Annotated in this window: 18 protein-coding genes; 6 read left to right on the forward strand and 12 right to left on the reverse strand. The window is 67.3% G+C overall.

The window, feature by feature from the left end:
- Nucleotides 1-69: 69 nt before the first annotated feature.
- The 8 genes from tgt to AC1DEY_RS19715 form a co-directional block, all read right to left on the reverse strand.
- The gene (gene tgt / locus AC1DEY_RS19680) at nt 70-1374 is read right to left on the reverse strand and encodes a tRNA guanosine(34) transglycosylase Tgt (RefSeq protein ID WP_476869473.1); all 1305 of its coding nucleotides are present in this window, start codon (nt 1372-1374) and stop codon (nt 70-72) included.
- 84 nt (nt 1375-1458) lie between these two features.
- Nucleotides 1459-2184, reverse strand: coding sequence for an SRPBCC family protein (locus AC1DEY_RS19685; protein WP_476869446.1), 726 nt, complete (start codon nt 2182-2184; stop codon nt 1459-1461).
- Nucleotides 2185-2260: 76 nt separating this feature from the next.
- Nucleotides 2261-3277, reverse strand: coding sequence for a DUF6707 family protein (locus AC1DEY_RS19690; protein WP_476869447.1), 1017 nt, complete (start codon nt 3275-3277; stop codon nt 2261-2263).
- A 119-nt stretch (nt 3278-3396) separates the two neighbouring features.
- Nucleotides 3397-3936 (reverse strand): NUDIX hydrolase family protein, encoded by a 540-nt coding sequence (locus AC1DEY_RS19695; RefSeq protein ID WP_441407989.1) that lies wholly within the window; start codon nt 3934-3936, stop codon nt 3397-3399.
- A gap of 44 nt (nt 3937-3980) precedes the next feature.
- Nucleotides 3981-4607 (reverse strand): RraA family protein, encoded by a 627-nt coding sequence (locus AC1DEY_RS19700; protein WP_476869448.1) that lies wholly within the window; start codon nt 4605-4607, stop codon nt 3981-3983.
- Nucleotides 4604-5062 carry a RidA family protein gene (locus AC1DEY_RS19705; RefSeq protein ID WP_476869449.1) on the reverse strand — a complete coding sequence of 153 codons (459 nt, stop codon included), beginning with the start codon at nt 5060-5062 and terminating at the stop codon, nt 4604-4606. Before AC1DEY_RS19705 ends, AC1DEY_RS19700 begins: the two co-directional genes overlap by 4 nt.
- Nucleotides 5059-6447, reverse strand: a complete 1389-nt coding sequence (locus tag AC1DEY_RS19710) for an MFS transporter (RefSeq protein WP_476869450.1) — start codon at nt 6445-6447, stop codon at nt 5059-5061. Before AC1DEY_RS19710 ends, AC1DEY_RS19705 begins: the two co-directional genes overlap by 4 nt.
- A 133-nt stretch (nt 6448-6580) precedes the next feature.
- Nucleotides 6581-7774, reverse strand: coding sequence for a PucR family transcriptional regulator (locus AC1DEY_RS19715; protein WP_476869451.1), 1194 nt, complete (start codon nt 7772-7774; stop codon nt 6581-6583).
- A 207-nt stretch (nt 7775-7981) separates the two neighbouring features.
- Between AC1DEY_RS19715 and AC1DEY_RS19720 the strand changes: the two genes are divergently transcribed.
- From AC1DEY_RS19720 to AC1DEY_RS19740, 5 genes are read left to right on the forward strand one after another with little or no spacing between them, the layout of a single operon-like run.
- Nucleotides 7982-9319: an MFS transporter gene (locus tag AC1DEY_RS19720; RefSeq protein ID WP_476869452.1), complete on the forward strand. Its 1338-nt coding sequence runs from the start codon at nt 7982-7984 to the stop codon at nt 9317-9319.
- The gene (locus AC1DEY_RS19725) at nt 9316-10941 is read left to right on the forward strand and encodes a thiamine pyrophosphate-dependent enzyme (RefSeq protein ID WP_476869453.1); all 1626 of its coding nucleotides are present in this window, start codon (nt 9316-9318) and stop codon (nt 10939-10941) included. Before AC1DEY_RS19720 ends, AC1DEY_RS19725 begins: the two co-directional genes overlap by 4 nt.
- A gap of 12 nt (nt 10942-10953) precedes the next feature.
- Nucleotides 10954-12396, forward strand: coding sequence for a gamma-aminobutyraldehyde dehydrogenase (locus tag AC1DEY_RS19730; protein WP_476869454.1), 1443 nt, complete (start codon nt 10954-10956; stop codon nt 12394-12396).
- Nucleotides 12397-12416: 20 nt separating this feature from the next.
- Complete coding sequence (locus tag AC1DEY_RS19735) at nt 12417-14162, forward strand: amidohydrolase (protein ID WP_476869455.1); 1746 nt, start codon at nt 12417-12419, stop codon at nt 14160-14162.
- 9 nt (nt 14163-14171) lie between these two features.
- Nucleotides 14172-15434: a M20 family metallo-hydrolase gene (locus AC1DEY_RS19740; protein WP_476869456.1), complete on the forward strand. Its 1263-nt coding sequence runs from the start codon at nt 14172-14174 to the stop codon at nt 15432-15434.
- A 41-nt stretch (nt 15435-15475) separates the two neighbouring features.
- On the opposite strand, the gene AC1DEY_RS19745 is transcribed toward AC1DEY_RS19740, so the two are convergent.
- The 4 genes from AC1DEY_RS19745 to AC1DEY_RS19760 all read right to left on the reverse strand — a co-directional run bounded on the left by AC1DEY_RS19745 (nt 15476) and on the right by AC1DEY_RS19760 (nt 18903).
- Nucleotides 15476-16408, reverse strand: a complete 933-nt coding sequence (locus tag AC1DEY_RS19745; protein WP_476869457.1) for a DUF1444 domain-containing protein — start codon at nt 16406-16408, stop codon at nt 15476-15478.
- Nucleotides 16409-16538: 130 nt separating this feature from the next.
- Nucleotides 16539-16835, reverse strand: a complete 297-nt coding sequence (locus AC1DEY_RS19750) for a PLD nuclease N-terminal domain-containing protein (RefSeq protein WP_476869458.1) — start codon at nt 16833-16835, stop codon at nt 16539-16541.
- A gap of 120 nt (nt 16836-16955) precedes the next feature.
- The gene (locus AC1DEY_RS19755) at nt 16956-17597 is read right to left on the reverse strand and encodes a VC0807 family protein (protein WP_476869459.1); all 642 of its coding nucleotides are present in this window, start codon (nt 17595-17597) and stop codon (nt 16956-16958) included.
- 523 nt (nt 17598-18120) lie between these two features.
- Nucleotides 18121-18903, reverse strand: a complete 783-nt coding sequence (locus tag AC1DEY_RS19760) for a VOC family protein (protein WP_476869460.1) — start codon at nt 18901-18903, stop codon at nt 18121-18123.
- Nucleotides 18904-18993: 90 nt separating this feature from the next.
- Here AC1DEY_RS19760 and AC1DEY_RS19765 point away from each other — a divergent pair, with 90 nt between their 5' ends.
- The gene (locus AC1DEY_RS19765) at nt 18994-19593 is read left to right on the forward strand and encodes a YdeI/OmpD-associated family protein (RefSeq protein ID WP_476869461.1); all 600 of its coding nucleotides are present in this window, start codon (nt 18994-18996) and stop codon (nt 19591-19593) included.
- Nucleotides 19594-19657 lie beyond the last annotated feature (64 nt).

Genomic DNA, 19657 nt, shown 5'->3' on the forward strand with positions numbered 1-19657 from the left:
CCCTCGACGGCGGGACGAGGCGGGACGGGTCGACGGCGGGACGCGGGACGGCCCGACGGCGGGACGACCCTACGAGTAGTAGCGGCCCAGGGTTTCGGCCTTGAACTCGAAGAAGTCGCCGGCCTCGATGGCGAGCCGGGCGTCGTCGACCATCTTCACCACGAAGCGCTCGTTGTGGATCGAGATCAGGGTGGCCGAGACCATCTCCTTGGCCTTGAACAGGTGGTGGATGTAGGCCCGSGAGTAGTTCAGGCAGGCGTAGCAGTCGCAGCCKTCCTGCARCGGGCCGAAGTCGCGCTTGTACTTGGCACCGGAGAGGTTGTASCGGCCGGTGGGGTGGTAGAACGCCGAGTTGCGGGCCACCCGGGTGGGGGAGACGCAGTCGAACGTGTCCGCGCCGTTCTCGATGGCGGTGAAAATGTCGTCCGGTTCGGAGATGCCCAGAAGGTGCCGCGGCTTGTTCTCCGGCAGCTCCTCGTTGCACCAGCGCACGATCGTGCCGAGGTTCTCTTTCTCCAGTGCCCCGCCGATGCCGAAGCCGTCGAAGTTCATGGCGCCGAGATCGCGGCACGCCTTGCGGCGCAGATCCTCGTACTGGGCACCCTGGATCACCCCGAACAGGGCCTGGTAGGGCTTTCCGGCGCGCTCGTCCGTGAGCCGGAAGTGCTCGGTGATGCAGCGTTCGGCCCAGCGCCTGGTCCGTTCCAGGGACTCCTCCTGGTAGCCGCGGGAGTTCTGCAGCGTGGTCAGCTCATCGAACGCGAACATGATGTCCGCGCCGATCTGGTGCTGGACATTCATGGAGATCTCGGGGCTGAAGCGGTGCCGGTCGCCGTTGAGGTGGCTCTTGAACCACACGCCTTCCTCGTCCACGTGGGCCAGGCGTTCCTTGCCGGGGGCTACGGCGTCGTCGGGTCCTGAGCTGTCTACCGATTTCATGTCGATGACTTTTTTGAACCCCGAGCCCAGGCTCATCACCTGGAAACCGCCGGAATCCGTGAACGTGGGCCCGCGCCAGTTCATGAACGCGCCCAGCCCGCCGGCCTCGTCCAGGATGTCCGCGCCCGGCTGCAGGTACAGGTGGTAGGCGTTGGCCAGCACGGCCTGCGCGCCGAGATCGGCGATGGATTCCGGCAGCACGGATTTGACCGTCGCCTTGGTGCCGACCGCGATGAACGCCGGGGTCTGGATCTCCCCGTGCGGGGTGGCGATGGTGCCGGTCCGGCCCAGGAATTCACCGCCGTTTCCGGCTACCTGCGCGGACGACGGCGGGCACGTCTCGCTCAGGCGCTTGCCCACGCGGAAGGAAAACTCGGACTGCCGGGCAGGCGCGGGCGAAGACCCGGGCAGAGACCCGGGCAGAGACCCGGGCAGAGACGCGGGCAAGGACTCGGGCAGAGACGAAGAGTCAGGATTGGCTGGCACGGTTCAAGTGTGCCAGCTAACGCTGCCCTTGCCTTAGTGGACGGGATCCGATGTGGGGTAGTTCTCAGCCCGCCACTTGTCCCAGTAATTGCGGACCGCCTCCAGCTGGTGGGCCCCGAGGTCGTAGGTGGAGACGATCGCGAGGGATCCGCCGTCGGGCCGGACATCAGCGATGGCGGGCTGGTCCGCCACGATCAGCAGCCCCTCTCCGTGCTCGGCGTAGTGGTGCACCGTCAGGCCGACCTGGTGGTTGCTGCGGAACCACACCTTGCCGGAGAGCTCCTCGCCCGTGGGCAGGGTGAGCGAATACGCGTCCCCGGGCGCCGGGACGTCGCTGAGCCCGAGTTTTTCTATTGCGGAACCGCCGGTGCCGGGCACGGAGAAGAAAAAGGTCCGGCGCTTGCTGTGCGGGTGCCGTTCCAGGGCAAAGCGCAACTGGTGCAGGAAGGTCAGCCAGCCCTGGGTGATGTCCTCATCCCAGGCCGCCCACTCGGAATTGTGGTCGATCGCCGCCCGGGTGACGCTGACTTCCGTGCCCGTGGGGACGGGTTTCAAGGTAAAGACGTCTCCGCCGTCGACCACCAGGGAGGTGTGGTCTGCGCCTTCGACCACATTGGGGCCGAAGTAGATTTCCTTGATTTCGGCCTCTTGGTCATCGGCCACCCAGCCGTGCCATTGGGCGATCAGGGCGGGTTCGCGCAGCATGGTCCAAACTTGCTGCGCGTCAGAATTAATTACAACGCTCAGATTGTTCGTCATGGGGTGAATCTACAACGCCCGGGCCCCGAACGGGTAGGGCCATCCACGGAGGGCCCCAACGGGCGGGGGACCGGCTTCAGGCGCGGACCGACTCGAGTTCGTTGCCGATCCGGCGGTCCAGCTCGGTGGCGCCGATGGTTTCGGAGCCGCCATGCGCGCGCAGGAACAGGAGTGCCTCAAGCCGCAGCAGCCGCCATTCGCGTTCCGCGTCCGGGTTCGCGTTGTCGATCGAGCGGAAGATTTCCTTGTCGTACAGGTTGGGCTCGTTGAGCGAGCGCTGCCGGACCTTGGCGTTGATCCTGGCCTTGAACGGGTCCATTTCCATGTCCTCGGGCGCGCGGAGGAGTTTCTCGTAGATCCCGGCGCGCTGGTCCTGCCCGAGCTGGCCGCAGATGTAGCTGGACAGCGCCAGGGTTGACTCCACCGAGGCCCAGCGGTCGGGGTTGCCGTCGAACGGCAGGACGTTGAGGAGGTCGGCTACCGCCAGGGCGTTCTCGGCGTCCTTGAGGATGATGAAGAGCTCGTGCGCGAGGTCGCTGAGGTCCTTCAGGCAGCTTCCGGACTTGGTGTTGATGCCCTTGGCGAGCCGTTCGCCGAGCAGCTGGACACCGACGGAGCCGGGATGGGCCTCGGCCACGGCCTCCACCACAGACTCCGGCGTGCCCTCCGGGGCCGGGATGAGCGCCAGGTCCGCCTCGCTGGGCTGGCTCACCGCGGGCGGTGCAACCGGCAGCGGAGGAACGACGACGGCGGCCGCGTCAAGTGCCTCACCTTCCGGCTCGGAGGACTGCCCGGACGCCCGATCGTCGCCGCCGTCAGAAGCACCGCCGTCGGAAGCGCCGTCGGATATAACTGCGATGCCCGGCTCGGCATCCGCCGCGAGCCGGATCGTGGACCCTGCCGCGATCCGCAGCATGCCGCCGCCGCTGAGGGTCGCCAGGACCATTGCGGGAGTGCCGAAATCGTCGGCTTCGACGTCCACGCGCTGGACCTCGGCGGAGCGGTCTCCGTCGGGCAGGATCAGGTGGTCGCCGGCCTGCAGAGAGCCAGCCTGCTGTTCACTGTAGTTCCGGGAGGCTGGGGGGTGGGTCATCGGGAGTCCTTAAAGTTCTCTTGCGGTCCGCCCAACAGTCTACAAAATCGGGTGCGTGAAGTCGGGGACGCAGCGGAGCCCCCGAGCGTCCCGGCCGTCGCCGGACCCAAAGGAGCCGGCTAGTTGCCGACGCCCGCGAAGGCCAGCGCCTGCCGGATCAGGGCCCCGCGGCCGCCGCTGAATTCGAGCTGCACGTCCGAGCTCATGACCTCCTGTGGGGTCATCCACGTCAGCTCGAGGGCGTCCTGCCGCGGGGAGCAATCACCCGTGACGGGAATGACGTACGCCAGGGAGACGGCGTGCTGGCGGTCGTCCGTGAAGCCGGTATGGGACGGCGACGGGAAGTACTCGGCCACCGTAAACGGCACCGGGCTGACCGGCAGCTGCGGGAAGGCCAGCGGGCCCAGGTCCTTCTCCATGTGGCGGAGGAGCGCGGCGCGGATGGTCTCGCGGTAGAGAACGCGGCCGGACACCAGGGAACGGACCATGGTGCCGTCCTCGTCGGCCTGCAGGAGGGTGCCGACCTCGTTCACGAACCCGAGCGGGTCCAGCCGGACCGGAACAGCCTCGACATAGACCATCGGCAGCCGGCCACGGGCTTCGAACAGGTCGTCGTCGGAGAGCCAGCCGGGATTCGGGTCAGGGGTGCGCACGTTCATGGTTAAGTTCTACCCCATCCCCGACCCGAACCCGGTTCCGTCACTCAGATCGCCAGCACCGATTCCAGCGGCTCGCCGGCCGCGATCCGTGCCAGCAGCGCCGGTTCGGCGGCATCGGAGGCCAGTGCCTGGCCCAGGACCGCGGCCGCGGCGTCGGGGGACAGGACGATCACGCCGTTGTCGTCCCCGAGCACCCAGTCGCCCGGATTGACTTCGACGCCGCCGCACTGCACCGGGACGTTCACGGCGGAGCCGCCGCTGCGGACCCTTTTGGTGGTCAGGCACGAGGTTCCGCGGGCGAAGACCGGCAGGCCGGTGGCGCGGAGCTCCAGGATGTCGGTGGCCACGCCGTCGACGACGACGCCGGCCGCGCCTTGCGCGCTGGCCGCTGCCGCGGTGACCGCGCCCACCGGTGCGTGCCGGTGGTCACCGGACATGTCCACCACCAGCACGGCGCCCGGGTACAGCTCAAGGAGGGCGCGGTTCATCGCGTAGGCGTCGTTATCCGCGATCCGCACCGTGACCGCGGGGCCTGCCACCTTGACGCCCTCGAGCAGCGACCGGATGGCCGGATCCGCGAATCCTTCCTCCAGGAAGTGCCCGATTGTCGGGTAGCTGACGGCGGCGAGCCCCTCGGCTAGCGCCCCGCTCACTGTGCTGACGGCGCTCACTCAGCCTCCCGCGTCGTCGTGCGGGCAATCACGGCCACGCATTCGATTTCCAGCGCGACGCCCCACAGGCTGACGCAGACGGTGGTCCGCGCCGGCTTGGCGGTGCCGAAGAACTCGGAGTAGACCCGGTTGTAGGGCTCGAGCTGGTCGGGATCCGTGAGGTAGCCGTTGACCTTGACCACGTGTTCCAGGCCGGATCCGGCCTCCTCAAGCACGGACCGGAGGTTGATGATGGTCTGGCGCACCTGGTCCTCGAACGTGTCCGGCTGGTCATCCAGGCCGCTGATCGCGGGAATCTGGCCGGCGGTGAACACGAAACCGTTGGCGGCCACAGCCTGGGAGAACGGCCCGACGGCGGCCGCGCCGCCCGGGATCTGGGCGATCCGGCGGACGGCCCCGTCTACCGGAAGATCAGCGGACAGATCAGCGGGAAGAACTTCCTGCGGAACGCTCATTTGGCGGCCACTGCGTCGGCGGAGGAGTGAGTGGCTGCGTCGGTGGCTGTGTCCGTGGGGGCGGAGTCGACGGCGTCGATGTTGCCGTGCCGGGTTTCGGTCAGGACAAACAAGGCTCCCAGCGAGACGAGGGCGGCGGCCATGATGTACCAGGCGATGGAGGAACTCTGGTGGGTCATGCCGAGCAGCCAGGTGGTGATGAACGGAGTGGCGGCGCTGCCGAGGAGCCCGGAGAGCATGTAGGCCACGGACAGCCCGGAGTAGCGGACCTTGGAACCGAAGAGCTCGGCGAGGAACGTGGCGATGGGCCCGTAGTTGGCGGCGAAGGCCGTCATCATGGCGAGGTAGGCGACGAACAGCAGCGGCACGGACTTGGTGTCCATGAGCCAGAACATCGGGAACGCCAGGGCAGCCTCGGCGGCCACGCCGGCGTAGATGATCGGCTTGCGGCCATGCTTGTCAGAGAGCCGGCCGAAGAAGGGGATCAGGACAAAGCACAGGGCGCAGGCGGCCAGGACCACCCACAGCATGAGGGCCTCCGAGTGGCCCAGTTCCTTCTTGCCGTAGGAGACACCGGAGGCGACCAGCAGGGTGAAGGTGCTGCCGGTGGACAGGGTGGCGACGCCGCCGAGGATGACCTGCTTCCAGTACTTGGCCATGAGGGCTGCGAAGGGCAGCTTGGCCTTGGCGCCTGCGTCCTTGACCGCCTGGAAGGACGGGGTTTCCTCGATGTGCAGCCGGATGTAGATGCCCACGGCCACAAGCAGGGCGGAGGCCAGGAACGGGATGCGCCAGCCCCAGCTGAGGAGGGCTTCGCTGCTGACGCTCGAGGCGACAATGAGGAACGCGACGTTGGCGATCAGGGTTCCGGCGGGCACACCCACCTGGACCAGTGAGCCGTAGAACCCGCGCTTGGAGGCCGGAGCATGCTCCACCGTCATCAGCACGGCGCCGCCCCATTCGCCGCCGAGGGCCAGGCCCTGGATGACGCGCAGGAAGAGCAGCAGCAGCGGAGCCATGATCCCAATGCTGTTGTAGTCCGGCAGCAGGCCGATGGCGAAGGTGGCGGCGCCCATGGTCAGCAGGGAAATCAGGAGCATGGATTTGCGGCCCAGCCGGTCCCCGAAGTGACCGAAGATGATGGCGCCGACCATGCGTGCGATGTAGGCGGAGGCGAAGGTTCCGAAGGCGAGCATGGTGCCCACGATGGGGTCGAAGCTGGGGAAGAAGATCTTATTGAACACCAGGGCGGAGGCGGTGCCGAATACAAAGAGGTCGTACCACTCGACGGTGGTGCCGATGACGCTGGCGAGGGCGATTTTGCGCATTTTGGCCAGGTCCAGGCGGGCAGCCGCGAGGGAGGTGGTTTCTACCGATTGAGCCATCAATATCTCCTGATGGGGGTGCGGGGACGAATGTCCAGTGCAAGGTAGTAGCCAACTATTCTGTGTTGGTGATCACAGCTCAATGGCGAAAACCCCACCAATAAAGGCCCCGAAGTGTGTGTTCACACAACCCTTACGCCCAGGCGACCACCAGCCGTGCTGCCTGGGCCGGGATGGTCAGGTCGATTCCTGTCAGTTCCTGGAAGCGGTTGAGCCGGTTCAGGATGGTGTTCCGGTGGCAGAACAGCTGCTCCGCCGTGGCGGTGATGTTCCCGGTGGAGAGGTAGTGCTGCACCGTTTCCCTGAGCCGTTCCCGTTCCCCGCCGCGGCATTCCTCCAGCGATTCCTCCAGCTGGGCGGCGAGGTCCAGCCCGGCGTCCTGGAGGTTTTGCTGGGCCAGCCGGCTCCACGCGGCGTCGGCGGAAAGGGGTCCGGCGTCGCCCGGGCGAAGCAGCGCAGCGAGGCTCTCCGCGGTGCGGGCCGCGGCGGGGAGGCCGCGCAGTCCGTGCACCTGGGGGACGTAGCCGCAGGGAATATCGGCCACGAGCGGCGGCAGTTGCGGCGCGCTTCGCGCATCCCGGGACCTGCCCGCGGCCGGCGGCCCCGACAGCAGCGGCCAAAAGAGGTAGGTGTTTCCGCCGGATTCGTGCAGGAAGATCTTTTGGCGGCGCTGGGCGGCGCCGAACTGGGTCGCGGCCGCATGAAGGCGGGCCCCGGCCTCGCCGCTGGCCGCCACCAGGCCGCAGCGGACCTCGGGCCCGATGCCCAGGGCGGCGCCCACCTGCGACGACGTTTCGGCGGACGGCGTGCTCTGGTTGAACAGCCGGGCGATGAATTCGTGCTGGATGCTGGACTCTTCCTGGGCCATGCGCACGCGCTCGGTCAGGTAACTCATGTGGGTCCGGGTGGCGAATTCGTCGACGACCCGCCACACCAGGTCCACCCGGGAGGCGAGCAGGCCTGCGTCCTGGGGCGCGGCGATCTCCAGGAGGTCGGCCCAGAGGATGCTGAAATCCAGCCGCACCGCCGAGGTCAGGGATTCCGGCGGGATCCCGGCCCGGGCCCGCTTGGACCCGAGGTCCGAGGCAAAGTCGAGCAGCCCGTCCCGCGCCGTTTCCGCCGGTCCCCGGAGGCCGTGGATCAGCCGGCGGAACGTTTCCCGTGCCGTGTCCCGGATTTCCAGGACGGTCACCTGGCTTTCGCCGTACTCCGGGATTTGCCGGACCCGGGCCGTGAAAGCCTGGGCCAGGATGTCCAGCCGTCCTTCCAGCTGGTCCACGAGTTCACTCCAGCGGAACGCATCCCCCGGCGATTCAAAATTGTGCATTCTCACATTCTAGAGGCTGTAATGCGTGGCGCACTGCTAGTCATTTTGGGAAAATCTACTGGCAGAATGGAATGACGCACCAGGGGTGAGCCCAATCACACCCGCCGGAGGCGTCCCGCCCGCATCGTCTCGGCCGGAATCGTCGCTGGCCAAGGGGATGACCGCACGGGACCGCCGCCGACCAGTCACATTTATTTGGAGTAAATCATGGCAAGCAGCGCAAGCAACGCCACCACCATCGCCAGCCCGCAGTTACCCGGGGTTGTCGATGAGAGCGTGGCCAAGAAAGTCGCCCTCGCGGCCCTCGTCGGGACGGCGCTGGAGTGGTACGACTTCTTCCTGTTCACCACCGCCGCGGCGCTGGTGTTCAACGCGCAGTACTTCGTGTCGCAGGACCCGTTCGTCGCGGCCATGAGCTCCTTCGCCACTCTGGCCGTGGGCTTCGTGGCCCGCCCGATCGGCGGCTTCATCTTCGGAGCCCTGGGCGACAAGGTGGGCCGGAAGAAGATCCTCATGGTCACCATCGTGGGCATCGGCCTCGTGACCGGGCTCATCGGCCTGCTGCCGAACTACATGGCGATCGGCGTCGCAGCCCCCATCCTGCTGGTCGCGCTGCGCATCCTGCAGGGCCTCGCCGTCGGCGGCGAGTGGAGCGGCGCGGTAATCATCGCCGTCGAAAACGCCCCGGTCGCCAAGCGCGCCCGCTACGCCGCCCTCCCGCAGCTCGGCTCGCCGATCGGCACCATCCTGTCCTCGGGCGGGTTCTTCGGAATGCTTTACCTGGTGGGCCAGGCCAACTTCGACGCCTGGGGCTGGCGCATCCCGTTCATCGCGGCGATCCCGCTGCTGGCCGTCTCGATGTGGATCCGCAGCAAGCTCAGCGAGTCCCCGGAATTCGAAGCCCTCATGGAGTCCGGCGAGACCGAGCACGCCCCCATCCGCGGCGTCCTGACCAAGAGCTGGCGCCAGATCCTGGTAGGCATGTGCTCCGCGTTGCTGGGCATCGGCGGTTTCTACCTCATCACCAGCTTCGTGGTGTTCTACGGCACCAAGGTGCTCAAGATGCCCTCCGAAACGCTGCTGCTCGGCTCGCTGCTGGCCGCCGTCGTGGAAATCTTCGCCCTGATCTGGGCCGGGCGCATGGGCGAGAAGTTCGGCGCCAGCAAGGTCATCCTCTGGGGCGGCATCGCCTCGGCCGTCATCGCCATACCCGTCTTCCTCGCCATCGACACCGCCAACCCCGTCCTGGTCGTCCTGGCCATGATCGTTGGCGTGTCCACCCTGTCCATCCCGTACGCGGTGTCCGGAACGGCCCTGACCGCACTCTTCGCCACCAAGGTCCGCTACACCGGCGTCGCCATCACCTCCAACAGCGCCGGCGTCATCTCCGGCTTCGTGCCGCTGATCGCCACGGCCCTCGTCGCCGCCAACGGCAACTCGTTCTGGCCCGGCGCCATCATCTTGCTGGTGGTGTCCGTGCTGACCGCACTGTCCGGCATTTTCCTCCCCGCGCTGAGCATTGAAGAAAAGGGAATGAAGCATTGAGCACCACAACAACCGCAGGGCACCTGATTGTTGCCCAGCTGGAACGGGCCGGCATCCAGCGCGTCTACGGCGTCCCCGGCGAGAGCTTCCTGGATGTGCTGGACGGCCTGCACGGCTCCTCGATCGAAACCGTGGTGACCCGCCACGAAGGCGGCGCCGGGTTCATGGCCCTCGCCGAAGGCCGGCTGACCGAACTTCCGGGCGTGGCCATGGTGACCCGCGGTCCCGGCGCCGCCAACGCGTTCATCGCCGTCCACACCGCGCACCAGGACGCCACCCCGATGATCCTGTTCGTCGGCCTCATCCCGGTGGCGGACCGCGGCCGGGAGTCGTTCCAGGAATTCGACATCAACGCCTGGTTCGGCAGCACCGCCAAGAAGGTGGTGACGCTCGACGACGCCGCCTCCGCCGCCCGCGTGGTGGATGACGCGATCTTCACGGCCCTCAGCGGCCGGCCGGGTCCAGTGGTGATCGGCCTGCCCGAAGACGTGCTGGTCCACGCCATCGAGTCCGGAACCGTCGAGCCCCGCACCGTCGCCCGGACCGAACCGGCGGCGGCGGACCTCGCCGGCCTCGAAACGAAGCTGGCCGCGGCCAGGAAGCCCCTGATCGTGGTGGGCGGCGAAGGCTGGGACCAGGCATCCTCCGACGCGCTGGCCGGCTGGGCCTCCCGGCACGGCGTCCCCGTGCTTGCGGACTTCCGCGCCTACGACGCCGTCCCGCACTCCAGCGACTCCTACGCCGGCTACCTCGGCTACGCCCGCAGCGACGCCAACGCCCGCCGCCTCGACGAGGCCGACCTGCTGCTGTTCGTCGGCTGCGTCCGCGCCGACGTCCTCTCCGACGGCTACAAGCGCGGACTGGATGCCGTCACCGTCGTCGTCCACCCCGGCGCCGACCTGCTGGGCCACTTCGGCCGGCTGGACCAGCACATTCCGGCCCACGTCGCATCCTTCGCCACGGCACTCGCCGGCACGGAATCCGCGGTGGAACCGGCGGCCGGCTGGCTGGCCGCGGCCCGCGCAGACTACGAGAAGTTCTCGTCCGCACAGCCGGACGGGGGCACCGGCGTGGACCTCGCCGTCGTAATGGAAATCCTCAAGCAGGAAATGGACCACGACGCCGTGATCACCTACGGGGCCGGGAACCACTCGCTGTGGCCGGCCCGCTACCTCAAGCACACCACCGCGAACTCGCTCGCCGCGCCCCGCAACGGCGCCATGGGCATGGGGATCCCGGCCGCTGTGGCCGCGTCCCTGGCCTACCCCGGCCGCCAGGTGATCTCCGTGGCAGGCGATGGCTGCTTCATGATGAACGGCCAGGAAATCGCCACCGCCATGGGCCACGGCGGGAAGTTCATAGCCCTGGTTGTGGACAACGGCATCTTCGCCACCATCCGCGAACACCAGGAAGGCCATTACCCGGGCCGCCCGTCGGGCACCCACATGACCAACCCGGACTTCGCCGCACTGGCCCGGTCCTACGGCGGCTACGGCGAGCGCGTGGAGAAGGCCGAGGACTTCGGCGCAGCCTTCCGCCGCGCCGTCGACTCCGGACTGCCGGCGGTCCTGCACCTCCCGCAGGACCCTGCCACCCGCTCACCCAAGACCGCCAGCAACTGACCGGAGCCCGCCATGATCACCCTGCACAACATCATCAACGGCGAGATCGTCCAAGGCCGCGCCGCGGACGGAACAGTCGCGGACGGCTCGGCCGAGGCCACCCTGCCGTTCTTCGACCCCGCCACCGGAGTCCAGCTCGGCACCGCCCCGGACAGCGACGCCGCCACCGTGGACCGGGCTTTCCAGGCCGCCCAAGCCGCCTTCAAGGACTACAAGCGGACCACCCCGGCCGAACGCCAGGCCATGATGCTCACCCTCGCCGACCTCATCGAGGCCAACGTGGACAGGCTCCTGGACGCCGAGGTGGCCTGCACGGGCAAGCCCCGCGAGGTCACCCGCGAGATCGAGATCCTCCGCGGCGCCGACCAGTTGCGCTTCTTCGCCGGCGCCTGCCGCGTGGTCTCCGGGACGGCGCAGACCGAATACGTCCGCGGCTTTTCCTCGACCGTCCGGCGCGAGCCCCTCGGCGTGGTCGCCCAGATCACCCCGTGGAACTACCCGTTCATGATGGCCATCTGGAAGATTGGTCCCGCGCTCGCCGCGGGCAACACCCTGGTCCTGAAGCCCGCGGACACCACCCCCTGGTCCACCCTGATCCTGGGCGAGTTGGCGCAGGAGGCCTACCCGGCCGGCGTCGTGAACGTCATCTGCGGCGGCCGCGGGACCGGCGCCGCCATGGTGGATCACGAGATACCGGAAATGGTGTCCATCACCGGCTCCACCCGGGCCGGGGCGCAGGTGATGTCCGCGGCGTCGAAGACCCTCAAGGACGTCCACCTGGAACTCGGCGGCAAGGCCCCGGCGATCGTCTTCGCCGACACCGACGTCGACCAGGCGGCCAGGGAGATCGCGCTCGGTGCGTTCTTCAACGCCGGGCAGGACTGCACCGCCGTGACCCGCGTGCTGGTGGAGGAACCGATCCACGCCGAGTTCGGCGCCGCGCTGGCCGCGGCCGCCGCAGCGCTCAAGGTCGGCGGCGACACCGCCGACCTGGGCCCGCTGAACAGCGCCGCCCAGCTGGACCGGGTGGAGGGCTTCATGTCCCGGCTCCCCGCGAACGCCAGGGTCCTCGCCGGAGGCAAGCGGACAGGCACCGGCTTCCATTTCGAACCCACCGTGATCGACGGGGTGTTCCAGGCCGACGAGGTGGTGTGCGAGGAAATCTTCGGACCCGTCGTCACCATCCAGCCCTTCCGGGACGAGGCGGAAGCCGTCGAACTGGCCAACGGGACCAAGTACGCGCTGGCCTCCAGCGTCTGGTCGAACAACCACGGCGTGGTCACCCGGGTGTCCAACGAACTCGACTTCGGCGCTGTCTGGATCAACTGCCACCAGGTGATCCCCGCCGAGGCCCCGCACGGCGGGTTCAAGCACTCCGGCACCGGCAAGGACCTCTCCGTCTTTGGCCTGGAGGACTACACGCGCCTCAAGTCAGTCACCACCTCCCACCGCTGAGAAATCCGCTAGGTAATCCCATGAAACTCGATCTGCTGCTGCGCAACGCGGACATCATCACCATGGACGAGCGCCGCCCGCATGCCACCTCGCTGGGAGTCTGGCAGGGCCGGATAGTGGGCCTGGACGATGACCTGGACGGGCTGGAGGCCGCCGAGGTCCTGGACCTGGCCGGCGCCACCGTGACGCCCGGGTTCATCGACGCGCACTGCCACACCACCTGGTTCGGGCTGGGCCTCGGCGAACTGGACGTCTCCGGGGCCCGTGGACTGAACCAGCTCTACGCCCTGCTGGAGGCCGGCATGGCAGCCGACGCCGCTGACGGGTCCGGGGACGGGGACGGCCAGGCGCCGGGCTGGCTGCTGGCCACAGGGTTCAGCCAGACGCAGCACGGCGGCGAGTTTCCGGACATCACCGTCCTGGACCGGATCACGGGAGACCGGCCGCTGTTCATGCGGCACAATTCCGGCCACATGGCCGTGGTCAACACCGCCGCGCTCCGGCTGGCCGGCGCCGAACCGGCGTCGTTCCCGGACCCCGACGGCGGCGTGATTGTCCGCGACGCCGGCGGCCGACCCACCGGGCTGGTCCAGGAGACCGCGCAGCAGCTGATCCAGCAGCTGATCCTGCCGTACTCCACCGAGGCGATCGAAGAAGCCCTGGACCGGGCCACCCGCCACTACGCCGCGGAGGGCATCACGAGTTTCACCGAGGCCGGGATCGGCGGGGGCTGGATCGGGCACAGCCCGGTGGAGCTGGCCGCCTACCAGCGCGCGGTGTCCGCGGGCAGGCTCCACGCCCGGGCACAACTGATGCCGGTCCTTGATGTGCTGCACCCGCTCGGCGGACCGCACACCCTGGTTAAGGCGCCGGCCGGCCTGGACCTGGGCATCGCCAGCGGATTTGGCAACGACTTCCTGTCCCTGGGCCCGGCGAAGGTGTTCCTGGACGGGTCGCTGCTGGGCGAAACGGCGGCGGTCAGCCAGGACTACTGCAGCCACGGCGGGACGGACAACACCGGCAACACCGGCTACTTCCAGGCGGACCCGGAGGCGCTCCGGACCAAGATCGAGGCTGCCTACGCCGCCGGCTGGTCGATCGCGGCGCACGCCATCGGCGACCGTGCCGTTGACCTCGCCATCGACATCATCGCCGGCTGCGCCGCTAAGTACGGCCCGCGGGCGGTGCCCAACAGGATCGAACACGCCTCGATGACCCGGCCGGAGCAGCTGCCACGGCTGGCCGCCGCAGGCATCGCCGTCACCCCGCAGGCCAGCTTCTTCGCCGACGGCGGGGACGGCATGACGCTCTCCCTCGGCCCGGACCGGCTCGGGTGGGCCTACCGTGCGGCGTCGTTCCTTGCCGGGGGAGTGACCCTCGCCGGCAGCTCCGACCGTCCCGTGGCGGACGGAAACGTGCTCCGCGGAATGCAGGCCTTCGTGGACCGGCGCACCGCGTCGGGGGCCGTGTTCGGGAACCCGGACGAGCGCCTGAACCCGCTCCAGGCCCTGGCGGCGTACACCACCGGAGCCGCGGCAGCCACCGGCACCTCCGACGTCAAAGGCTCGCTGACCGCAGGCAAGCTGGCCGACTTCACGGTCCTGTCCGGGTCCCCGCTCACCGCGGACAGCATCGCCGGGCTTAAGGTGCTGGCCACCGCCGTCGGGGGGAGCTTCACGTTCCGGAGTCCCGGCCCCACATCCCCGGTTGCGGCCGATCCGGCCGCAACCGGTCCACTCTTCAGCACAGCTACCAACCGTTCATAGGGGAACACCGTGACCACACAGACCACTTTCAGCACCCGCGACGCAGCCTTCGTGCGGGACTTCCACACCATGAGCGAATTCGGCGCGACCGAGAACGGCGGCGTCGAACGGCAGGCCGCCAGCGTGCCGGACGGCCAGCAGCGGCAGTGGCTCACGGGCCTGCTGGAGGCCAGGGGCTTCACCGTCCGGTTCGACCGGGCCGGCAACCAGTGGGGCCTCTACGAGGCCGTGCCGGGTGCCCCGTTCGTGGTGGTTGGCTCCCACATGGATTCGCAGCCGACGGCGGGACGCTACGACGGCGCATACGGCGTCCTCGCTGCCGCCCACGCGGCGTTCCGGCTCGTGCAGCAGTGGACCGCGGCCGGACCCGCCGGGCAGCCCCGGTTCAACATCGCGGTGGTCAACTGGTTCAACGAGGAAGGCTCCCGCTTCAAGCCGTCCATGATGGGCTCCTCCGTATACACCGGCAAACTAGATCTCGAGACCGCGCTGGCCACCACGGACGCGGCCGGCGTCTCGGTCCGCGAGGCCCTGGACGCAATCGGCTGCCGCGGCAGTTACGAGGGCCCCGAGGCCGCGTATTGCGCCGAAATCCACATCGAACAGGGCCGCAGCATGGAGCGCGAAGGCATCACCATCGGCCTGGTGAACTCCAACTGGGCGGCCAACAAATACGAGTTCGTGGTCCACGGCGAGCAGGCCCACACCGGGTCCACCGTGATTGCGGACCGGAAAGACGCGCTGCTGGGCGCGTCCATGATGGTGGTCGCCGCCCGGGAACTCGCCGACACCTTCCCCGGCGTGCTGCACACCTCCGTGGGGCAGCTGAACGTCTACCCGAACTCGCCGGTGGTGGTGCCGTCCCGGGTGAGCCTGCTGCTGGATCTGCGCAGCGCCGATGAAACTGTCCTGGCCGCGGCGGACACCCTGCTCCACGAGCGGATTTCAAAGATCGAGCGGCTGGCGAACGTCACGGTGGAACGCAACCACTCCCACTCCTGGCCCGTGACCCCGTACCAGCCCGAGGGCGTCGAGCTCGCGGCGAAGGTGGCGGCGGACCTGGGCCTGGCGAACAAGCCGGTCATGACCCTGGCCGGGCACGATTCGACCAACATGAAGGACCTGGTCCCGACGGTGATGCTGTTCGTGCCCAGCGTGGACGGAATCTCCCACAACGAGCACGAATACACCACGGACGAGGACATCGTCGCAGGCCTGACAATGCTCACCGAAGTAGTGAACCGGCTCTGCAACGGGGCGCTGGAGGACTGATAGCGGGCCCGGCGGGCGTCTCAGATTTGTCGGGGTGTTCTCTATCTATCCGCAGTTATCGATTCAAGGACGGCCTGGAACGCTGGACTTACCCGTATCGCCAGGCCACCATCGTCGGACACTTGGGTGAGTTGCTCGTAGCTTGTCCCGTCCCACCAAAAGACGTGCGGACTCAGCGGGGTAGGAGAATCGCTGTATCCCATCGCTGCGAAGCGGGCCATTCCGTTGACCGCCCCAACGACGGTGGCGTCTTCGATGATGTGCCAAACGACTTGGTGTCGATTTGGGACGCTCATGAGCCATCCGAACTCTTCTCGGACGCGTTTTCCGGTGAGTTCTGAGGCCAAGTCGGGAAGAAGGAGAGCTCGGCTCGCCGTATAGACAGAGTCGCCTAGCAGGGCAGTAAACGAGCCACCCCCCTGTGCGGGGAGGGTTTCGAGTTGTTCGACTTCCAACCGACGAAGGTTCGCCATTCCTCGAGTTCTGAGGGCTTCGAACCCGCCGAACTTGTTCGCGTTGTTATGACTGAAAACTGTAACGGTGTCCGGGAGATCCAGTGCGAGCATCTCGACGATGCCCGGCGCGAACTCCCGGTGCGGGTAACCGTCGATCCCTGGCATGCTCGCTTCTTCGTAAAGACGAGCGAAGGTCTGCCTCGGTACATCAGTGGGGGTAAGGCTGTCGAAGGGATCAGGTGCATCGAAGCTCGTCAGCACGCGTTGAAGGTGTTCTCGTATCGCGCCGCGCCATGCATGCGGGGGCTGGTCGTGACAGGCGGCGGCAACGTTCCACAATCCGAATTCACGTTCGGAGTCATCGACAGCATGACCGGGGTGCATAACGACTTCGAGCCCCATCTCGGCAAAGACTTCGCGCGCGATAGTTCGGAAATTGTTCGCGCTTGACGCCGTGAAGAACGTGAGGTGAGAATCAGGCGTTTCCGGTAAGGGAGACTTCTTCCTGAAGATGCCCACAATAACTCGCTTTCGTTGTGGCCGTCGATCGGCTCAAATCGATAATGCTGGTCCACCGACGGGTCGAGCTGAATGAACGGAAAAATTCCGGGGTCTCTAGAGCGAGAATGTCTTGCGTCCCGCCTGCCCGCTATCTAGCTTGATCGCGACGTCGAGGGCCGGATGTTTCTCTGCGCCCAACCAAGAACCACAGAACCGAGCCAAGTGCCGGTACCGCAAGAACGATGAGGGCCCAAACGACAGTACCGCCGGTGGCGTGAGTCCTATTGCGCGCAATGCTCACGAGCGCTGCAATGAACACGATTGCGTTCAGGATCATCAGGAGTCCCATGATGCCCCAGGACGGCACCAGCGGACTTACTTCCGAATTAGTGAGCGCCAGTATCATTTTTCCCCCAAGATAGTGCGGCTGACGATGCTCAACCATATCGCCAACTCTTGGCACTATCTGGAAATACCAACAGCGCAACTGCCACGGCAGGCAATTGCATAAGTTCCCGCGGAATTCCGTTAGGCAACGGGCTTCCGATGAGCTGGCACCGAGCCGTCAGGAAGACCAGGCTGCCTGTCGTCGTTTCCAGTCCCGGACAGTCCATGCGATGAGGGCAGCGAAAACGATAACTGCCAGAGCCGCGGAAACCCCCACCATGACGTCAATAGGCAGCAGATAGACCAGGACGGCCCGTGTGCTGGCTTCAGCAATCAGTGCCGCACCCCAAACGGCGGAAATCTTCAGGTGCCAGCGGTGCACTGCCGGGTTGCGATGGAATGCGCGGTCCATTTCCCCGGCACGCTCCGGACTCCAGGTCTTGGCCGCGTCCAAAGTCAAGGGATGTCCCAGAGCGGCCAAAACCAGGAACGAAATACCCACGCCACCGGTGATAGCCGAGTCCTTGAGCAGCAGAAACCGCGGGTCACCGGTGAGGAAAGACAGGCCCAGACCGAGCCCGAAGACGATGAACATCAGCATCGCAAACGGGTTCAGGGATTTTCCCCTGAACGCCGTCCACAACAGCCGGCAGGCAGCGGCTCCCGTCGCTGCCAGCAGCGCGGCCCAGTCGGTGGCACCGGCCAGGTGCAGGACGTAGTAGGCGGCCAGCGGTATCCCGACGTCCCAAGCCAGGCCGCGGACCAGCGCACGCGTCACCAAACCAGGACGTTCCTGTCCCGAAGCGTGCTCAGCGTTCATCGGGCTGCTCCATCCCTTTGCGGACGCGGGTTCTTTCAACACCGCACCGGCCAGCTCTAGCCACCGCATCCGATACCGCGCACCCGTTTCCGGGGAACATGCCCTCCGTTGGCCGAATTCGGGGAATCGTCAAACCGGGGAGCGCCGAAAATCGGTGAGCACCGGAGCCGCCATCTTCAGCTCCACACCACTTTTGACCAAGAGCTTCACCGGCCAGCAACGCCATGCTAGGTCCGAGCAGAAAGCCTCGTCAACGGGCACCGCAACCGCGTTGCATCGTCCCCGGAAGCTCCTATTGGTGTCGATTTGAGTGACCTCGGGCTCGCTAGGCATCGCGCTTAAATTACCTGCAAGGTCGAATTTTCCTGCCGGGCAATCGTGGACACGCAACTCAGAAGGTTCACTCGCGAACAGCGCCGGGCCATTGCTGCTCAAGCGGAAGAAGTCAGATCGAGGCTGTCATCTGGCGGGGAGCCATAGAGAGTCGACTATTCCCCGCCGGGGCCGCGCCGGAGCAACAGCCTCAGGCGCCTGCCGGCTTATGTGAGATCCAGAGCATCGCGCCGTTGGGGTTCTCCGGCAGATCGGCCGCGTCCGGGTTGGCCACGTGCAGGGTCCGCCCGAACGCCTCTTCCGTCAGGCTGACCTGGTGGCCCGCGTCCGCCAGGCGGTCCCGAAGGGCGGTGAGGTCGCCGGTGTATTCAAAGCCCAGGCCGGACCGGGCGGCGCCGCTGGCCGGACGCACCATCAGCACGCCGCCGTTCTTCGCCGTGAAGTCCGCCGTTTCGTCATCGTCCGGGGCCGGGCGCAGCCGGGCGCCCATATTCCGCAGGGTTTGGGCGGCGGCGGCAGCGTCCGGCGTGAACCAGACTTCGACGACGGCGAGGGCGGGATCGGCGTCCGCGCACTGCGCGCCGTGGGCGGCCTTGTCCGCGAAGAAACCGAATCCGTCCTCACCGGTGATCCGGCAGGTATCGCCGTGCTCGGCAGTGACCAGCTCGGCCGGGGTGGCCCCGTCCTCCTCTCCGGCGAGGTTGGTGCGGCCCGCGAACTCCGCAAGGTCTCCTACCTCGACGCCGAAGTCCGTCCTGCCGTCCAGCGTCGTTGAGTCCTGCGCGTTTCCTGGTCCTCCGGTGCCCGCGGCTACGGCTCCCGCAACCACGCGGTGCAGCGCAAGCCGGCCCGAGCCGGCGTCGAACTCCTGCCAGTCGCCGTCGTCGACCGTCCGCACCATGCCGAGGGCGGACAGCAGGCGTCCCCACTGGTCCATGCGGGAGGTGTAGTGGATCGGGCGGGCGCGCAGCATGGGATCTCCTTGCTAGGACGGTTGTGGCTCCACAAGACATGGTGCCACCAAAGCACTCATCCGGTCAGCCCCGCGGAGCACAATGGTGCCATGGCTGTTGAACTCGAGGAATTGCTGTTGAAGGATGCCGCCCAGTGGCGGGCCTGGCTGGAGCAGCACCACGCGCAGAGTCCCGGCGTGTGGCTCGTGCTGCACAAGAAGGGCGGCTCGGTGACCGAGCTGGACTACGAGGCCGCGCTGCAGGAGGCGTTGTGTTTCGGCTGGATCGACGGCCAGGGCAGGCGGCGGGACGAGGAAAGCTCCTTCCAGCGGATGACCCGGCGGGGACCCAAGAGCGTGTGGTCCGCGCGGAACGTGGAGCGGATTGAACGCCTGGAATCGGCGGGGCGGATGGAGCCAGCCGGACAGGCCGCCGTCGCCGCGGCCAAGGCGGACGGGCGCTGGGAGGCCGCCTATTCGGGCCCCGCGACGGCGGAAGTCCCGGATGACCTCGCCGCGGCCATCGCGGCGGAGCCCCGGGCGCAGGCAATGTTCGAGGTCCTGACGTCCGTGAACCGGTTTGCCCTGATCTACCGCACCAACTCGGTCAAACAGGCCTCCACCCGGGAGAAGAAGATCGCCGGGTTCGTGGAGATGCTCGCCCGGTTCGAAACGCCATATCCGCAGACCAGGCGGCCCCCGGAACCCTAGCGGACAGCACCCTGGCGGCCGGCACCGTAGCGGTCGTCCCCGCCGCCGCCCATCCGCGCGCATT

Source organism: Arthrobacter sp. 05T47, from assembly GCF_056395825.1.